The sequence below is a fragment of the Streptomyces fumanus genome, assembly GCF_014655295.1.
Taxonomy (GTDB): domain Bacteria; phylum Actinomycetota; class Actinomycetes; order Streptomycetales; family Streptomycetaceae; genus Streptomyces; species Streptomyces fumanus.
Map to the genome: position 1 here is coordinate 127,920 of NZ_BNBI01000015.1, position 16,592 is coordinate 144,511.

Here is a 16,592-nt window from a genome sequence, read left to right on the forward strand (position 1 = left end):
GCCACGTTACGCGCCGCGCGGGGAACCGGCCAGCGGCAACGGACACCCGGTCAGGCCGCCCGCCCGGCCACCAGCCAAAGGGAGGGCAGCGCTATCCGGGTGCCGTCGGGGCGGTGCTCCGTGGTGAGCAGGGGCAGTTCGCCGCGGGCCAGCACGGTGAGGCCGGCGGTGCGCAGGTGGTCCGGTACGGCGGCGTCGGTGAGTTCGCCGGGGGCGATGCCGTGCCGCAGTACCGGCGCCAGCTTGGGCGGCGGGCCGCCGGGGGCGCCGGCCAGCTCGGCGAGGACCGCACCGGCCGCCTGGGCGGGCTCGACCAGGAAGGCCCGGCCGCGCTCCCCGAGCAGCGCGGCGAGCCCGTCGGCCAGCGCCTGCCGGTCGCCGGGCGGGCACTGGTGCAGCACGCCCCGCAGATAGACGTTGGCGTCGCCGAGTTCGGCGTGCAGGGCGCGGGCCGCGTCCCGGTCGGTGGCGTCGAGCTGCCGGTACCCGGCCTGTCCGGCGGGGTCGGCGCGGCGGGCCCGGTCGAGGGCGGCGGCGGCCAGGTCGACGCCGATGACGTGCGGGAAGCGGTCGGCGAGGTAGCGGGTCTGGGTGCCGTTGCCGCAGCCGAGGTCGAGCAGCGGCAGGCCGGGGTCGGCGAGGCGGGGCGCGAACAGGGCGAGGTGCCGGCCCACGGTCAGGGCCGGTTCCGCGTCCCAGAACACCGCCCCCGGACCGTCGGGGGCCTCCGCCCAGAATCCCTCCCAGGCGTCCCGGTACCGACTGGTCACGCTCATGCCCGACTCCCCAGGGTGCGACGGCCGTGTCCGGCCCGCCGCGCGGGACGGGCCAGTACGGTGTATCGCCGTCCGCGCCGCTCGACAAGCGGGGCGGGCGCCCCGGTTCACCGCCGGGGCAGGGTCAGTTCGCACCAGACCGTCTTGCCGGCCCCGCTCCGGGCGGTGCCCCACTCCCGGGCGAGGGCGCTGACCACGCGCAGTCCGCGCCCGTACTCGTCGCCGGGTCCGGCGCCGCGCAGCGAGGGCAGTTCGTGGTCGTCGTCGTCCACCTCGCACAGCAGCGTGTCCCCGCGCACCAGGCGCAGCCCGACGGGCCGGGCCCGGGCGTGCCGTACGGCGTTGGTGACGAGTTCCCCGACCAGCAGCTCGGCGGTGTCGGCCAGCGCGTCGAGCCCCCAGTCGTGGAGCTGCTCGCGGACCGCCGCGCGGGCCCGGGGCACCTCGGCGGGGTCGCGGGCGAGCCGCCACTCGGCGACGTCCTCGGGGGCGATGCCGCCGAGGCGGGCCATCAGCAGGGCCACGTCGTCCTTGCGGTCGCCGCCGGTGTTGAGGGCGCGGACGATGGTGTCGCAGGCGTCGTCCATGGAGGCGGCCGGGTGGGCGGCGGACTCGCAGAGGGTGGCCAGGCCGACGCCGATGTCCTCGCCGCGCACCTCGACCAGTCCATCGGTGCACATCACCAGCCGGTCGCCGCTCGCCACCGGCACCCGGACCGTCTCGAAGGGCACCCCGCCGACGCCGATCGGGGCGCCGGTGGGCAGGTCGAGCAGTTCGCTGCGGCCGTCGGTGGCCCGGACCAGGACGGGCGGGATGTGCCCGGCGTTGGCCAGGCCCAGTTCGCCCGCGATCGGGTCGTAGACGGCGTACAGGCAGGTGGCGAGGTAGCTGTCGCCGAGCCGCTGGGCGAGGTCGTCGAGGGTGCGCAGCAGCCGGGCGGGCGGCAGGTCGAGCGCGGCCATGGTCTGCACGGCGGTGCGCAACTGGCCCATCATCGCGGCGGAGTTCAGGCCGTGGCCCATGACGTCGCCGACCACCAGGGCGGTGCGGGCGCCGGGGAGTTTCACCGCGTCGAACCAGTCGCCGCCGATCCGGCCGAGCAGGGTGCCGGGCAGGTAGCGGGTGGCGATGTCGCAGCCCGCCATCCGGGCCGGGATGTGCGGCAGCATGCTGTCCTGGAGCGTCTCGGCGACGTTCTCCTGGTGGGTGTAGATCCGCGCGTTGTCCAGTACCAGGCCCGCGCGGGCGGCGAGTTCGGCGCCGGTGGCCCGGTCCATGTCGTTGAAGACGGGCCGCTCGGGGTGGCGCAGCAGGATCATGAAGCCGAGGACGACCTGCCGGGCCTTGAGCGGGACGACGAGCATGGAGCGGCCGGTGATCAGCGGCCGGATGTCCCGCTTCTCGAACTGCGAGGCGATGGCGTGGCCCGTCTCCTCGGTGATGCGGGGCACCAGCACCGGCTCGCCGGTGGTCATGCACTGGAAGAACGGGGTGTGCGCGGGGAACGGCATGGCCTCGCCGACCGGCACCACGTCGTCCCAGCGGCCCGGTTCGTCGGTGTGCTCCAGGGCGACCCGGTGCCACATGGTGGTGGTGTCGGGCACGCCGTCGGGGAAGCCCTCGCCGGCGACGACCTGTTCGCGCAGGTAGGTGCCGGCCACGTCGGTGAAGCGGGGGACGACGGCCCGGCTGACCTCGCCGATGGTCTCGGTGAGGTCGAGGGAGGTGCCGATCCGGCCGCTGACCTCGTTGAGGAACTCCAGGCGTTCGCGGACGGCGGCGTACTCCAGGTCCTCGGCCTCGTCGTCCGCGTCCGCCGGGAGCGGCCGGCCGGCGGCGCGGGCGCGGGCGGCCCGCTCGAGCCGGGCCCGGCGCTCGGCCCGCCGGGGCACGCCCCAGTCGGGGGTGACGGGGACGCGTTGCTGGTGGCTGAAGTCCAGGACCGGGTAGCCCAGTTCGAGGACCTGGGCGACGATTTCGGCGCTCTCGCCGACGCTCATGCTGGGCAGGATCTCGGGGAGCCGGCGGGCGAGTTCGCCGGCGCGGGGCAGGTCGGTGTGGCGGGCGAAGCCGGGGGCGACCCGCTCGGGCGGCGGGGCGTCGCCGGGGCGGTCCGGCAGCAGGGCGCCCGCGTCGGCGGCCAGCACCAGCAGCCGCTCCCGGCCGGGGCCGACCAGCGGGTAGGCCCACCACAGGACGTCGATCCGGCCGGGCCCGGCGCCGGGCAGGCGGGCGCGTCCGGCGGCCGGGTAGGACAGGTGTCCGCCGAGGGAGTACTCCAGGCCGGGGCCGGGTCCGTCGTGGACCGCGGCCGAGCCGTGGCCGTCCCCGGACGCCTTGTCGTCGGGCAGCGCCCCGGAGACGGGCAGCAGGTCGAGGGCGGGCCGGCCGATCGCGCGCTCCTTGGGGACGCCGAACAGGCGGCGGGCGCCCCGGCTCCAGTGGGAGACGAGTCCGTCCCCGTCGACCACCGCCACGGCCAGCGGGACGCGGCCGTACGACGGGTCCGGCTCGCTGCCACGGTCCATGGCGTCAGGCCCTCTCTCCACGGCTCGGCAGGATCGTGCCGCCGCCACCACGGTACGGCCGGGACCGGTGCGATGTGACGGGAACCGGGAATCGGGTGCCGGTCCTCGCTCCGGCGCACGCCCGCGCGCCCGGGGGCGGTTCCGGTCCTCGGCCGACCGGTCCGGTTCCGCGCCGCCGCACGCCCGCGCGCCCGGGGCGGGTTCAGTCCTCGTGGCCGAGCTGGAGGTCCCGTTCGGTACGGCCGCCGCCGGCCACCTGCAGGACGGTGGCGACCGGCGGGTAACCGGCGGCGATCACGGTGTACTCGCCGGAGGACAGGTCGACGAAGCGGAAGGTTCCGTCGGCGCCGGTGGTGAGGGTGTCGACGACGTTCCCGGCGGCGTCCAGGAGGGTGACCCGGGCGTCCTCGACGGCCCGTCCGCCGCCCGCCCGGACGGTGCCCTTGAGCACGGCCCCGCCGGCCAGTTCGATGTCCTGCCGGGTCTCGCGGGCCGCCTGCACGGTGACCGGCAGCGCGGCCGGGCGGAAGGCGGGGGCGCTGCCGGCCAGGGTGTACTCGCCGGCCACCAGCTCGGTGATGACGTAGCCGCCCTCGCGTCCGCTGCGGGTGGCGGCGACGACCTCGCCGTGCACATTGGTGAGGGTGACGGTGGCGTCCCGGACGGGGGTGCCGTCGGCGGTGACGACGCTGCCGGCGAGGCGTCCGGCGCCGCCGAGGACGACGTCGAGTTCGACGGGGCGTTCGCCGACGGTGACGGAGACGGCCTGCGGCTGGTGGCCGCCGGCCGCGGCGATCAGGACGTACGCCCCGGAGCCCGGGGTGGCCAGGGCGTAGCGGCCGTCGTCGGCGCTGGCGCCGCGGCCGATCTGCTGTCCGGATACGTCGATGAGGGTGAGGGCGGCGCGGGGCACCACGGTGCCGTCGGGATGCTGCACGGTGCCGCAGACCGGGATGCCGCCGGTGTGGGGCGCGCGGGCACCCGGGAGCGGGGCGGCGGGCCGCTCGGTCTCCGGCTCGGTCAGGGGCGCGTGGTGGGACACGAGGGGTTTCTCCTTGAGGAAGAAGGCGAGGAACAGGCCGAGGGCCAGTACCGGCACCAGGTACAGGAAGATCCGCGGCATGGCGTCGGCGTACGCCTGGATGTAGGCGTCGCGCAGCGGCGGCGGCAGGGCGTGGACGAGCTGCGGGGTGATGGCGTCGGCGTCGGGCAGCCCGGGGCCGGCGTCGGCGGGGAGGCGGTCGGCGAGGGCGTCGGTGAGCCGGTCGGCGAAGAGGGTGCCGAAGATCGCGGCGCCGACGCTGCCGCCGATCTGCCGGAAGTAGTTGTTGGCGCTGGTGGCGGTACCGAGGTCGGCGGGGCGCGCGGAGTTCTGCACGGCCAGGATCAGGACGGGCATCACCATGCCGATGCCGGCGCCGAGGACGGCCATCCAGAGGCTGTAGAGCGGGCGGGGGGTGTCGGTGCCGAGGCGGGAGAGCAGCCACATGCCGGTGACGGAGAGGGCGCCGCCGAGCAGGGGGTGGAGGCGGTAGCGGCCGGTGCGGCTGATGAGCTGCCCGGAGACGACCGAGGCGGCGACGATGCCGCCCATCATCGGCAGCATCAGCAGCCCGGACTCGGTGGCGGAGGCGCCGTCGACCATCTGCAGATAGGTCGGCAGATAGCTGGCGGCGCCGAACAGCGCGACGCCGACCACCAGGCCGACCAGGCCGGTGATGGTGAACACGGAGTCCCTGAACAGCCGCAGCGGGATGAGGGGTTCGGCGGCGAACCGCTCGGCGACCAGGAACAGGAGGGTGCAGACCAGCGCCCCGGCGGCGAGAGCGAGGACCGTCCGGGAGCCCCAGGCGTACTCGGTGCCGCCCCAACTGGTGAGCAGGACCAGGCAACTGGAGGCGGCGGTGAGCAGCAGCGCGCCGAGCACGTCCAGGCGGGGCCGGCCGCGCCGCTTGGGCAGCTTCAGGACGAGGGCGATGACGGCCATGGTGACCAGGCCGAAGGGCACGTTGACGTAGAAGCACCAGCGCCAGGAGAGGTGGTCGGTGAAGTAGCCGCCGAGCAGCGGTCCGGCGACCGAGGCGAGGCCGAAGGCGGCGCCGATCAGGCCCATGTACCGGCCGCGCGCCCGGGGCGGCACGATGTCCGCGATGATCGCCTGCACGCCGATCATCAGGCCGCCGGCCCCGATGCCCTGGACCGCGCGGAAGGCGATGAGCTGGTCCATCGTCTGTGCGCGGCCGGCCAGCGCGGAGCCGACGACGAAGACGGCGATGGCGAACTGGAAGACGCCCTTGCGGCCGAAGAGGTCGCCGAGCTTGCCGTAGATCGGCAGTCCGACGGTGGAGGTGAGCAGGTAGGCGGTGATCGCCCAGGACATCTTGTCCAGGCCGTGCAGCTCACCGACGATCTTCGGGAGCGCGGTGGCGACGATCATCTGCTCCAGCGCGGCGAGCAGCAGCGCCAGCATCAGCCCGAAGAAGACCAGCCGGACCCGGCGCGGGGCGAGCCCGGCGTCCGGTTCCGGGGCGGGCGCCGGAGCGTCCGGCGGCGCGGCGGCGGCCGGCACCTCCTTCACCAGAGTGTTCCCGCCCATGTACCGCTCCCCTCGTCGCGCTGCCGCTGGTTTCCCGCGAGGCGACAACTACGAACAGGGGTGGCGAGTTACGGCGTACCGCCCGGCGGCACGAAGATCACTCGAATCGGTGAGGCGGCCAACTGCCGCCGTCCGCCGGTGTGTTGGCTATTTCTCCACCTCGGCGGCGAGCCTGGCGAGCACCGCGTCGTAGATCCGGGCCAGGCCCTTGGGGGCGAACGTCTTCTCGAAGAAGCCGCCGATGCCGCCGGCGCCGTTCCAGACCGTCACCACCACGACCCGGGACCGGCCCTCGCCGGCGGGGGTGACCCGCCAGGTGGTGACCATGGAGGAGTTGCGGTCCTTCTCGACCAGCTCGCCGTCGGCGGGCTCGGTGACCTCCAGCAGGCAGTCGCGGACGCGCTTGCTGGTGGCCTGGAGCTTCCAGTGGACGAGGGTGCCCTCGCCGTCGCCGCCCTCGCGCACCTCGTACTCGCTGAACTGTTCGGGCAGCAGCTTCGCGCGGGTGCCGCTGTAGTCGGCGAGAGCGTCGAACACCGTCTCCGCGTCGGCGGCGACGATGCGCTCCGTGGTGGCCTCGACCTGCGCCATCGGGGTTCCTCCAGGGCCTGGTTCCTCGGGGTCGGGGCAAGCCAACCACCCCGCCGCCCGGCCGCCAAATCGGGGGGTGTCCGGGGCTGGTCCGCACGATCAAGGGAACACGTGTTCTATTGTGGGCCGAGCACTACCGAGGAGGCGTCATGCGCTGGGAGAACCTCTCCGAGTCCGGCCACGACCGGGCGGCCGACGCCGCGCTGTTCGGCGCGGACGCGGTCACCACCCGCACCTTCGACACCCCGGAATTCCAGGGGATCACCTTCCACGAGGTGCGGGCCCGCTCGATCGTCAACCGGGTGCCGGGCGCCTCGCGGATGCCGTTCGAGTGGACGGTGAACCCCTACCGGGGCTGCACGCACGCGTGCGTGTACTGCTTCGCCCGCAAGACCCACAGCTATCTCGACCTCGACACCGGGCTGGACTTCGACAGCCAGATCGTGGTCAAGGTGAACGCCCCGGAGCTGCTCCGCCGCGACCTGGCCTCGCCGCGCTGGCGGGGCGAGCACATCGCGATGGGCACCAACGTGGACTGCTACCAGCGCGCGGAGGGCCGCTACCGGCTGATGCCGGGCATCATCGACGCCCTGCGGGAGCGGGCGAACCCCTTCTCCATCCTCACCAAGGGCACGCTGATCCTGCGCGACCTGGACCTGCTGACCCGGGCGGCCCGGGTGACGGACGTCGGGATCTCGGTCTCGGTGGGCTTCACCGACGCCGAGCTGTGGCGCACGGTGGAGCCGGGCACGCCCGCGCCGGAGCGCCGGCTGGACGTGGTGCGCACGCTGGCCGGGCAGGGCATCGGCTGCGGGGTGCTGATGGCGCCGGTGCTCCCGTTCCTGAGCGACGAACCGGCCCAGCTCCGGGCGACGGTACGGGCGATCGCGGCGGCCGGGGCGACCTCCGTGACCCCGCTGGTGCTGCATCTGCGGCCCGGCGCGCGGGAGTGGTTCATGGCCTGGCTGGCCCGGCACCACCCGCACCTGGTGCGCCGCTACGAGCGGCTGTACGCCGAGGGCTCCTACGCCCCGAAGTGGTACCAGCGGCGCGTCACCCGCCAGGTGCACGACCTGGCCCGGGAGTACGGCATCGGCCCGGCCCGCGCGGGCATGCCCCGGCGGATCAGGGCGGCACGGCCGGAGACCGCCCCCGAGGTCCCGGGCCCGACCCAGCTCTCGTTCCTCTAGGCGCATCCGCACGCGACCGAACACTTCGGCACCCGCGGCTGAGCGCACCACCCCCCAGGGCCGGACGCATGCTCCATGATGGGCGCATGACCGAGCCGACCAGGATCACCGCCCCCGACGGGGTCGCCCCCGCCGCCCAGTACAGCCACGTCGTGACCGCCACCGGCCGGCTGGTGGCCGTCTCCGGCCAGCTTCCGCTGGACGAGGACGGCCGCGTGGTCGGCGAGGGCGACCCCGAGGCGCAGGCCCGTCAGGTCTTCGAGAACCTGCGCCGCTGCCTGGCCGCCGCCGGTGCCACCTTCGCGGACGTCGTCAAACTCACCTACTACGTCACCGACATGGCGCACCTGCCGGCCGTCCGCGCCGCCCGGGCCGCGCACCTGGCCGACGACCGGCTGCCCGCCGCCTCCGCGGTCCAGGTCGCGGCCCTGGTACGGCCGGAGTTCCTGATGGAGATCGAGGCCCTGGCGGTCGTCGCCGGCTGACCGCTCACCCGCCCTCCGGGAGCCGTTTCAGCGCCCGCGCCGCCGCCTCGGCGACGGCCGGGTGGGCCAGGGCCTCGGTCAGCACCGGCCGGGCCCGGGGGTCGCCGAGCGCGGCGAGCCCCTCCACGCAGGCCAGGGCGACACGGCGGTAGGGGTCGTGCGGGCGCAGCCGCCGCCGCAGGGTGGTGATCAGGGCGGGCACGGACTCCGGGGCGCGCAGCTCGGTCAGCAGGCGGACCGGGTGCAGGGCGTAGGCGACGCGGAGTTCGTTGGTCGCCAGGGCCGCGGCCGCGCGGGCGGTGCGGGGGTCGCCGAGCCGGGCGAGGGCGTACGCGGCGGCGGCGCAGCGCGGCGGGTCGCGGTGGTTGAGGAACAGCACCAGGGCCTCGAAGGCCCGCCGGTCCCCCGCCAGGCCCAGCCGGAACGCGGCCAGTTCCCGGGCCCACAGCGGCTGTCCGGGCCCGGTGAGCACGGCGGCCAGGTCGTCGAGGTCCTCGGTCGCCAGCAGTTGCTCGTACGCCGGTGAGGCGCCCGACTCCGCCCGTAAGCGCTCCGTGAGCGAGCGCGACTCTTCGTCCATGGCACCGAGGTTAGGACGGGCACCGGCCGGGTGGGACGTACCTCACGAACACCGGAGGCTGGCGCGCTCGTTACCCGCCGGTTAAGCTCAGACGAGCGAGTGACCCACTCGTGTTCTCCCGTGGCGGTCTGGTGACGCGGCCGGCGCGGGAGCCGGCTTCATCCGGTACCTCGGGTACCGCAGTGCGACTCGGCTCCGGGACAGGGCCGGTCGGTCTCCGCCGCGGCGCGGGCGTGTGCACGCCCGCCCCACGGCACCGGGCGTGTGCGCCAGCAGCCCGGCAACACCCGCACTCCGCACCTTCCGCACGCACCCCCGGCCCGCCGCCCCGCGCGCCGGGGGTGCGGCTCCCGTCGTCACCCTCATCCCAGGAGCCCCGCGATGGCCTCTCCCCTTCCCGACCCTTCCCTGTCCCCGCTCCGCACCGTCGCCGTGGTCGGCCTCGGCACCATGGGCACCGGTATCGCCGAGGTGCTGGCCCGGGCCGGCCGCACGGTCATCGGCATCGACATCAGCGAGGCCCAGGCCGTCCGCGCGGTCGCCGCGCTGGAGGCGTCCACCGCGCGGGCGGTCGAGCGCGGCCGGCTGACCGGGCAGGAGCGCGCCCAGGCCCTCGCCCGGGTGCGCACCGGCACCGATCCCCGGGCGGCGGCCGACGCCGACCTGGTGATCGAGGTGGCGCCGGAGTCGTACGAGGTCAAGCGGCAGATCTTCCGGGAACTGGACCGGATCGTGCGGCCCACCGCGATCCTGGCGACCGGCACCAACGCGCTGTCGGTGACCCGGCTGGCCGCCGACTCCGCGCACCCCGAGCGGGTGCTGGGCCTGCACTTCTTCAACCCGGCCCCGGCGATGAAGCTGGTCGAGGTGGTCTCCTCGGTGCTGACCGCGCCCGCCGCCGTCACGGCCGTCACCGACCTCGCCCTGGACCTGGGCAAGGAGCCCGTCGCGGTCGGCGACCGGCCCGGTTTCGTCGCCGACGGGCTGCTGTTCGGCTATCTCAACCAGGCGGCGGCGATGTACGAGGCGCGGTACGCCTCCCGGGAGGACATCGACGCCGCGATGCGTCTGGGCTGCGGGCTGCCGATGGGCCCGCTCGCCCTGCTCGACCTGATCGGCATCGACACCGCGCGGACCGTCCTGGAGGCCATGTACGCCGCCTCCCACGACCGGCTGCACGCCCCCGCGCCGATCCTCCGGCAGCTCAGCGAGGCGGGCCTGACCGGCCGCAAGGCGGGGCGCGGCTTCTACACCTACCAGGAGCCCGGCAGCGCGGCCGTGGTGCCGGACGCCCTCACCCCGCGCGCGGACGCCACCGCCGGGCCCGGCCGGCCGGTCCGCGCGGTCGGCGTGGCCGGCTCGGGCACCATGGCCTCCGGCATCGCCGAGGTGTTCGCCAAGGCCGGGTACGAGGTGGTGCTCGCCGCCCGCAGCGAGGAGAAGGCCCAGGCGGCCCGGGCCCGGATCGGCGCCTCCCTGGCGCGTTCCGTGGACAAGGGCCGGCTGACCGCCGAGGCCGCCGCGCGGGCCCTGGAGCGGATCACGCCGACCGGGACGTACGAGGACTTCGCCGACGTCGACCTGGCGGTGGAGGCGGTCGCCGAGGACCTGGCGGTCAAGCGGCACCTGTTCGCCGCCCTGGACAAGGTCTGCAAGCCGGGCGCGGTCCTCGCCACCACCACCTCCTCGCTCCCGGTCGTCGCCTGCGCCCGCGCCACCTCCCGCCCGCGGGACGTGATCGGCATGCACTTCTTCAACCCGGCGCCGGCCATGAAGCTGGTCGAGGTGGTCCGCACGGTGCTGACCTCCGACGAGGCGCACGCCACCGTCCGCGAGGTCTGCGGCCACCTGCGCAAGCACCCCGTGGACTGCGGCGACCGGGCCGGCTTCATCGTCAACGCGCTGCTGTTCCCGTACCTGAACAACGCGGTCAAGATGGTGCAGGAGCACTACGCGTCCCTGGACGACATCGACGCGGCGATGAAGCTGGGCGGCGGCTATCCGATGGGCCCGTTCGAGCTGCTCGACGTGGTCGGCCTGGATGTGTCGCTGGCCATCGAGAAGGTGCTGCACCGCGAGTTCCGCGACCCGGGGCTGGCCCCCGCGCCGCTGCTGGAGCACCTGGTGGCCGCGGGCTGCCTGGGCCGCAAGACGGGCCGCGGCTTCCGCGAGTATGCCCGCCGCTGACCCCCGGCCCGGCGACCGGTTCCGGCCCGCCGGCGACTGGGGCGGACTGCTCGGCCCGGTGGCGCCTCCCCCGCCCCCCGGGGGTGGGGGAAACCCCGGTCGTGCGCACCGAGCTGGGCGCATGCAGTACGTTCGGGGCATGTCCCAGCCCGCCAAGTCCGCACGTACCCCCGCTTCGTCCGACGCGCCGGAGAGCGCCGCCGGTGGCCGCGCCGCCGCCCAGCGGCTGAAAATGCGCCGGGAACTGGCGGCCGCCGCGATGGAGCTGTTCGCGACCAAGGGGTACGAGGCGACCACCGTCGACGAGATCGCCGCCGCGGCCGGGGTGGCCCGGCGCACCTTCTTCCGGCACTTCCGCTCCAAGGAAGAGGCGATCTTCCCCGACCACGACGACACCCTGGTCCGCGCCGAGGCGGTGCTGAACGCCGCCCCCGCGCACGAGCACCCGCTCGACACGGTGTGCCGCGGCATCAAGGAAGTCATGAAGATGTACGCGGCCCACCCGGACATCTCGGTGGCCCGGTACAAGCTGACCCGCGAGGTGCCCACCCTGCGGGAGGCGGAGATCGCGTCGGTCGCCCGCTACGAGCGGCTGTTCACCCGCTACCTCCTCGGCCACTTCGACGAGCACGCCCACGACGACGACGCCAACGACGACCCGCTGCTGGCCGAGGTCGCCGCCTCGGCCGTGGTCACCGCGCACAACCACGTCCTGCGGCGCTGGCTGCGCGCGGACGGCCAGGGCGATGTCGAGGCCCAGCTCGACCACGCCTTCGCCATCGTCCGCCGGACCTTCGGCACCGGCATCGGCGCCGGGCGCGGCGGTGCCGCCCCCCGGCCGGCCGCGGTCGCCTCCGAGGGCGAGGTGCTGGTCACCGTGGCCCGCACCGACGCCCCGCTGGACGAGGTGATGCGCGCCATCGAGCAGGCGTTGAAGGAGCGCTGACCTCCCCTCCCCCTGTGACGACGGCCACCCCAACCGGGTGGCCGTTTCGCGTGTCCGGGTCCGGTTTCGCCCGCCCTCTCCCCCGTATTCGATCGATCATCGCTCATCTGTTACGTAAAGATTTCATCTGAGAGCAATTTCTGGCACCGAGTGCCTTGCGGGGTGACACGGGGTGCCATACGTTGAGGGAGTCCGGGCTGTCCCCGCGAGCCCCGCCCGCGTTCCCGGACGCCTGCGTCACAGGCACCTTCAGCAACACCACCGACGTCCCCTCAGCGCCCCTCCCTCAGGGCGCTCACCGCCGGAGGCAACACCGTGACCGTGAAGGACATCCTGGACGCGATCCAGTCGCCCGATTCCACGCCGGCCGACTTCGCCGCCCTGCCGCTGCCCGAGTCGTACCGCGCGATCACCGTGCACAAGGACGAGACGGAGATGTTCGCGGGCCTGCAGACCCGCGACAAGGACCCCCGCAAGTCGATCCACCTGGACGAGGTGCCGGTGCCCGAACTGGGTCCGGGCGAGGCCCTGGTGGCCGTGATGGCCTCCTCCGTCAACTACAACTCGGTGTGGACCTCGATCTTCGAGCCGCTGTCCACCTTCGGGTTCCTGGAGCGCTACGGCCGGACCAGCGAGCTGGCCAAGCGGCACGACCTGCCGTACCACATCATCGGCTCCGACCTCGCGGGCGTGGTGCTGCGCACCGGCCCCGGGGTGAACGCCTGGCAGCCGGGCGACGAGGTGGTCGCGCACTGCCTCTCCGTGGAGCTGGAGTCCTCCGACGGGCACAACGACACCATGCTCGACCCCGAGCAGCGCATCTGGGGCTTCGAGACCAACTTCGGCGGGCTCGCCGAGATCGCCCTGGTGAAGTCCAACCAGCTCATGCCCAAGCCGGCCCATCTGAGCTGGGAGGAGGCCGCCGCTCCCGGTCTGGTCAACTCCACCGCGTACCGCCAGTTGGTCTCCCGCAACGGCGCCGGCATGAAGCAGGGCGACAACGTGCTCATCTGGGGCGCGAGCGGCGGCCTCGGCTCCTACGCCACCCAGTTCGCGCTGGCCGGCGGCGCCAACCCGGTCTGCGTCGTCTCCTCGCCGCAGAAGGCGGAGATCTGCCGGTCGATGGGCGCAGAGGCGATCATCGACCGCACCGCCGAGGGCTACCGGTTCTGGAAGGACGAGCGGACCCAGGACCCCAAGGAGTGGAAGCGCTTCGGCAAGCGCATCCGGGAACTGACCGGCGGCGAGGACATCGACATCGTCTTCGAGCACCCCGGCCGGGAGACCTTCGGCGCCTCCGTCTTCGTCACCCGCAAGGGCGGCACCATCACCACCTGCGCCTCCACTTCGGGCTATATGCACGAGTACGACAACCGCTACCTGTGGATGTCGCTGAAGCGGATCATCGGCTCGCACTTCGCCAACTACCGCGAGGCGTGGGAGGCCAACCGGCTCATCGCCAAGGGCAAGATCCACCCGACCCTGTCGAAGGTGTACGCCCTTCCGGACACCGGCCAGGCCGCGTACGACGTGCACCGCAACCTCCACCAGGGCAAGGTCGGGGTGCTCTGCCTGGCCCCCGAGGAGGGCCTGGGCGTGCGCGACGAGGAGCTGCGCGCCCGGCACATCGACGCCATCAACCGCTTCCGGAACGTCTGAGGTCACGCAGATGAGCGAGCGTCAGAAGGACCGGCCGTGGCTCATGCGGACCTACGCCGGCCACTCCACGGCCGAGGCGTCCAACGCGCTGTACCGGCGCAATCTCGCCAAGGGACAGACGGGGCTGTCGGTGGCGTTCGACCTGCCGACGCAGACCGGGTACGACGCCGACCACGTCCTCGCCCGCGGCGAGGTCGGCCGGGTGGGGGTGCCGATCGCCCACCTCGGTGACATGCGCAAGCTGTTCCAGGACATCCCCCTGGAGCGGACCAACACCTCGATGACCATCAACGCCACCGCCATGTGGCTGCTGGCGCTCTACCAGGTGGTCGCCGAGGAGCAGGGCGCCGACATCAGCCGGCTGCAGGGCACCACCCAGAACGACATCGTCAAGGAGTACCTGTCCCGGGGGACGCACGTCTTCCCGCCGGGCCCCTCCCTCCGGCTGACCACGGACATGATCGCGTACACGGTCTCCCACCTGCCGAAGTGGAACCCGATCAACATCTGCAGCTACCACCTGCAGGAGGCGGGCGCCACCCCGGTCCAGGAGATCGCGTACGCGATGTCCACCGCGATCGCCGTGCTGGACGCCGTGCGCGACAGCGGCCAGGTGCCGCGGGAACGCATGGGGGACGTGGTCGGCCGGATCTCCTTCTTCGTCAACGCGGGGGTCCGCTTCGTCGAGGAGATGTGCAAGATGCGCGCCTTCGGCCGCATCTGGGACGACGTCACCCGGGAGCGGTACGGCATCGAGAACCCCAAGCACCGCCGCTTCCGCTACGGCGTCCAGGTCAACTCCCTCGGTCTGACCGAGGCGCAGCCGGAGAACAACGTCCAGCGGATCGTGCTGGAGATGCTGGGCGTCACCCTCTCCAAGGACGCACGCGCGCGTGCCGTGCAACTGCCCGCCTGGAACGAGGCGCTGGGCCTGCCCCGCCCCTGGGACCAGCAGTGGTCGCTGCGCATCCAGCAGGTGCTGGCCTACGAGAGCGACCTGCTGGAGTACGACGACATCTTCGAGGGCTCGAAGGTGATCGAGACCAAGGTCGAGGAACTGGTCGCCGACGCGCTCGGCGAGATGCGCCGGATCGAGGAGATGGGCGGCGTGCTGGCCGCCGTGGAGTCGGGCTACCTCAAGTCGCAGTTGGTCGCCGCGCACGCCGAGCGGCGGGCCCGGATCGAGTCCGGCGAGGAGAAGATCGTCGGCGTCAACGCCTTCGAGACCACCGAGCCCAACCCGCTCACCGCCGACCTGGACACCGCGATACAGACGGTGGACCCGGCGGTCGAGGAGCGGGTCGTGGCCGCGCTGCGGGAGTGGCGGGAGACCCGCTGGCAGCCGCCGTTCAACCACCCCCGGTGCTCCTCGGCGCTGGAACGGCTGAAGGAGGCGGCCCGCGGCACCGACAACCTCATGGAGGCGACCCTGGAGTGCGCGCGCTGCGGGGTCACCACCGGCGAGTGGGCCGGCGCCCTGCGCGAGGTGTTCGGCGAGTTCCGCGCCCCGACGGGCGTGTCCTCGGCACCGGTGGCGGTCACCGCCGCGGAGGGCAGCGCGCTGGCCCGGGTGCGCCGGGCGGTGGAGCTGACCGCCCGCGACCTGGGCGTGGGCAAGCTGCGCTTCCTGGTCGGCAAGCCCGGCCTGGACGGGCACTCCAACGGCGCCGAGCAGATCGCGGTGCGGGCCCGGGACGCCGGCTTCGAGGTGGTCTACCAGGGCATCCGGCTGACCCCGGAGCAGATCGTGGACGCGGCCCTGGCCGAGGACGTGCACGCGGTCGGCCTGTCGGTGCTGTCCGGCTCGCACGCGCGGCTCGTCCCCGACGTGCTCCAGAGGCTGCGTGTGGCCGGTGCCACAGAGATACCGGTGATCGCCGGTGGCATCATCCCCAGCAGTGACGCCGAAGCGCTGCGGGCCGCCGGAGTGGCCGCGGTCTTCACCCCGAAGGACTTCGACATCACCGGCATCATCGGCCGGATCGTGGCCGAGATCCGGTACGCGAACCAGCTCGACCCCCTGGAGGTCCCCGCATGACTACCGTCAACCGCCCTCCCGTCTCCCACCACCACCCTCAAACGGCGTCCCTTCGGGACGGCACCTCCCGCCTTCGTCCCCGGCGTTCCTGTCTGGCCGTGCCGGGCTCGAACCCGCGGTTCCTGGAGAAGGCCCAGGGCCTCCCGGCCGACCAGGTCTTCCTCGACCTGGAGGACGCGTGCGCGCCGCTCGCCAAGCCCGAGGCGCGGCACACCATCGTCAAGTTCCTCAACGAGGGCGACTGGACGGGCAAGACGAGGGTGGTCCGCGTCAACGACTGGACGACCGAGTGGACGTACCGCGATGTCGTGACGGTCGTCGAGGGCGCGGGGCAGAACCTGGACTGCATCATGCTGCCGAAGGTGCAGGACGCCCAGCAGATCGTCGCCCTCGACCTGCTGCTGACGCAGATCGAGAAGACGATGGGCTTCGAGGTGGGCCGCATCGGCATCGAGGCGCAGATCGAGAACGCCCAGGGCCTCAACAACGTCAATGCGATCGCGGCCGCCAGTCAACGTATTGAGACGATCATCTTCGGACCGGCCGACTTCATGGCGTCGATCAACATGAAGTCGCTCGTCGTGGGCGAGCAGCCGCCCGGCTACCCGGCGGACGCCTATCACTACATCCTCATGAAGATCTTGATGGCCGCCCGCGCCCACGACCTCCAGGCGATCGACGGCCCCTACCTCCAGATCCGCAACGTCGACGGCTACCGCGAGGTCGCCCGGCGCGCCGCCGCCCTGGGCTTCGACGGCAAGTGGGTGCTGCACCCGGGCCAGGTCGAGGCGTCCAACGAGATCTTCTCGCCCTCCCAGGAGGACTACGACCACGCCGAGCTGATCCTGGACGCGTACGAGTACTACACGTCCGAGGCGGGCGGCAAGAAGGGCTCGGCGATGCTCGGCGACGAGATGATCGACGAGGCCAGCCGGAAGATGGCGCTGGTGATCGCGGGCAAGGGCCGGGCCGCCGGCATGCGGCGGACCAGCACGTTCGAGATCCCGGAGGCGTGA

General features: G+C 73.4%; 12 protein-coding genes. 7 read left to right on the top strand and 5 right to left on the bottom strand.

The window, feature by feature from the left end:
• Positions 1-50: 50 nt before the first annotated feature.
• The 4 genes from IE316_RS29200 to IE316_RS29215 form a co-directional block, all read right to left on the bottom strand.
• A complete protein-coding gene (locus IE316_RS29200; RefSeq protein WP_190207533.1) occupies positions 51-776 on the bottom strand; it encodes a class I SAM-dependent methyltransferase in 726 nt (241 codons plus the stop codon).
• Positions 777-883: 107 nt separating this feature from the next.
• Entirely contained in the window at positions 884-3,304 is a 2,421-nt protein-coding gene (locus IE316_RS29205; RefSeq protein ID WP_190207534.1) for an ATP-binding SpoIIE family protein phosphatase, read from the bottom strand.
• Between the two features lie 202 nt (positions 3,305-3,506).
• The gene (locus tag IE316_RS29210; RefSeq protein ID WP_190207535.1) at positions 3,507-5,900 is read right to left on the bottom strand and encodes an MFS transporter; all 2,394 of its coding nucleotides are present in this window, start codon (positions 5,898-5,900) and stop codon (positions 3,507-3,509) included.
• A gap of 147 nt (positions 5,901-6,047) precedes the next feature.
• Positions 6,048-6,491, bottom strand: a complete 444-nt coding sequence (locus IE316_RS29215; protein WP_190207536.1) for an SRPBCC family protein — start codon at positions 6,489-6,491, stop codon at positions 6,048-6,050.
• Positions 6,492-6,640: 149 nt separating this feature from the next.
• Here IE316_RS29215 and IE316_RS29220 point away from each other — a divergent pair, with 149 nt between their 5' ends.
• Positions 6,641-7,681 carry an Rv2578c family radical SAM protein gene (locus IE316_RS29220; protein ID WP_190207537.1) on the top strand — a complete coding sequence of 347 codons (1,041 nt, stop codon included), beginning with the start codon at positions 6,641-6,643 and terminating at the stop codon, positions 7,679-7,681.
• An 86-nt stretch (positions 7,682-7,767) separates the two neighbouring features.
• Positions 7,768-8,166 (top strand): RidA family protein, encoded by a 399-nt coding sequence (locus IE316_RS29225; RefSeq protein WP_190207538.1) that lies wholly within the window; start codon positions 7,768-7,770, stop codon positions 8,164-8,166.
• Positions 8,167-8,170: 4 nt separating this feature from the next.
• Here IE316_RS29225 and IE316_RS29230 read toward each other — a convergent pair whose 3' ends face one another.
• The gene (locus tag IE316_RS29230) at positions 8,171-8,746 is read right to left on the bottom strand and encodes an adenylosuccinate lyase (protein WP_190207539.1); all 576 of its coding nucleotides are present in this window, start codon (positions 8,744-8,746) and stop codon (positions 8,171-8,173) included.
• 381 nt (positions 8,747-9,127) lie between these two features.
• Here IE316_RS29230 and IE316_RS29235 point away from each other — a divergent pair, with 381 nt between their 5' ends.
• From IE316_RS29235 to IE316_RS29255, 5 genes are all read left to right on the top strand, one after another.
• Positions 9,128-10,933 carry a 3-hydroxyacyl-CoA dehydrogenase family protein gene (locus IE316_RS29235; protein WP_190207540.1) on the top strand — a complete coding sequence of 602 codons (1,806 nt, stop codon included), beginning with the start codon at positions 9,128-9,130 and terminating at the stop codon, positions 10,931-10,933.
• A 139-nt stretch (positions 10,934-11,072) separates the two neighbouring features.
• Positions 11,073-11,879, top strand: coding sequence for a TetR family transcriptional regulator (locus IE316_RS29240; RefSeq protein ID WP_190207541.1), 807 nt, complete (start codon positions 11,073-11,075; stop codon positions 11,877-11,879).
• 315 nt (positions 11,880-12,194) lie between these two features.
• A complete protein-coding gene (gene ccrA, locus IE316_RS29245; RefSeq protein WP_190207542.1) occupies positions 12,195-13,538 on the top strand; it encodes a crotonyl-CoA carboxylase/reductase in 1,344 nt (447 codons plus the stop codon).
• Positions 13,539-13,548: 10 nt separating this feature from the next.
• The gene (locus IE316_RS29250) at positions 13,549-15,576 is read left to right on the top strand and encodes an ethylmalonyl-CoA mutase (RefSeq protein WP_190207543.1); all 2,028 of its coding nucleotides are present in this window, start codon (positions 13,549-13,551) and stop codon (positions 15,574-15,576) included.
• Complete coding sequence (locus IE316_RS29255) at positions 15,573-16,592, top strand: HpcH/HpaI aldolase/citrate lyase family protein (protein ID WP_229910599.1); 1,020 nt, start codon at positions 15,573-15,575, stop codon at positions 16,590-16,592. The genes IE316_RS29250 and IE316_RS29255 overlap by 4 nt, the downstream gene beginning before the upstream one ends.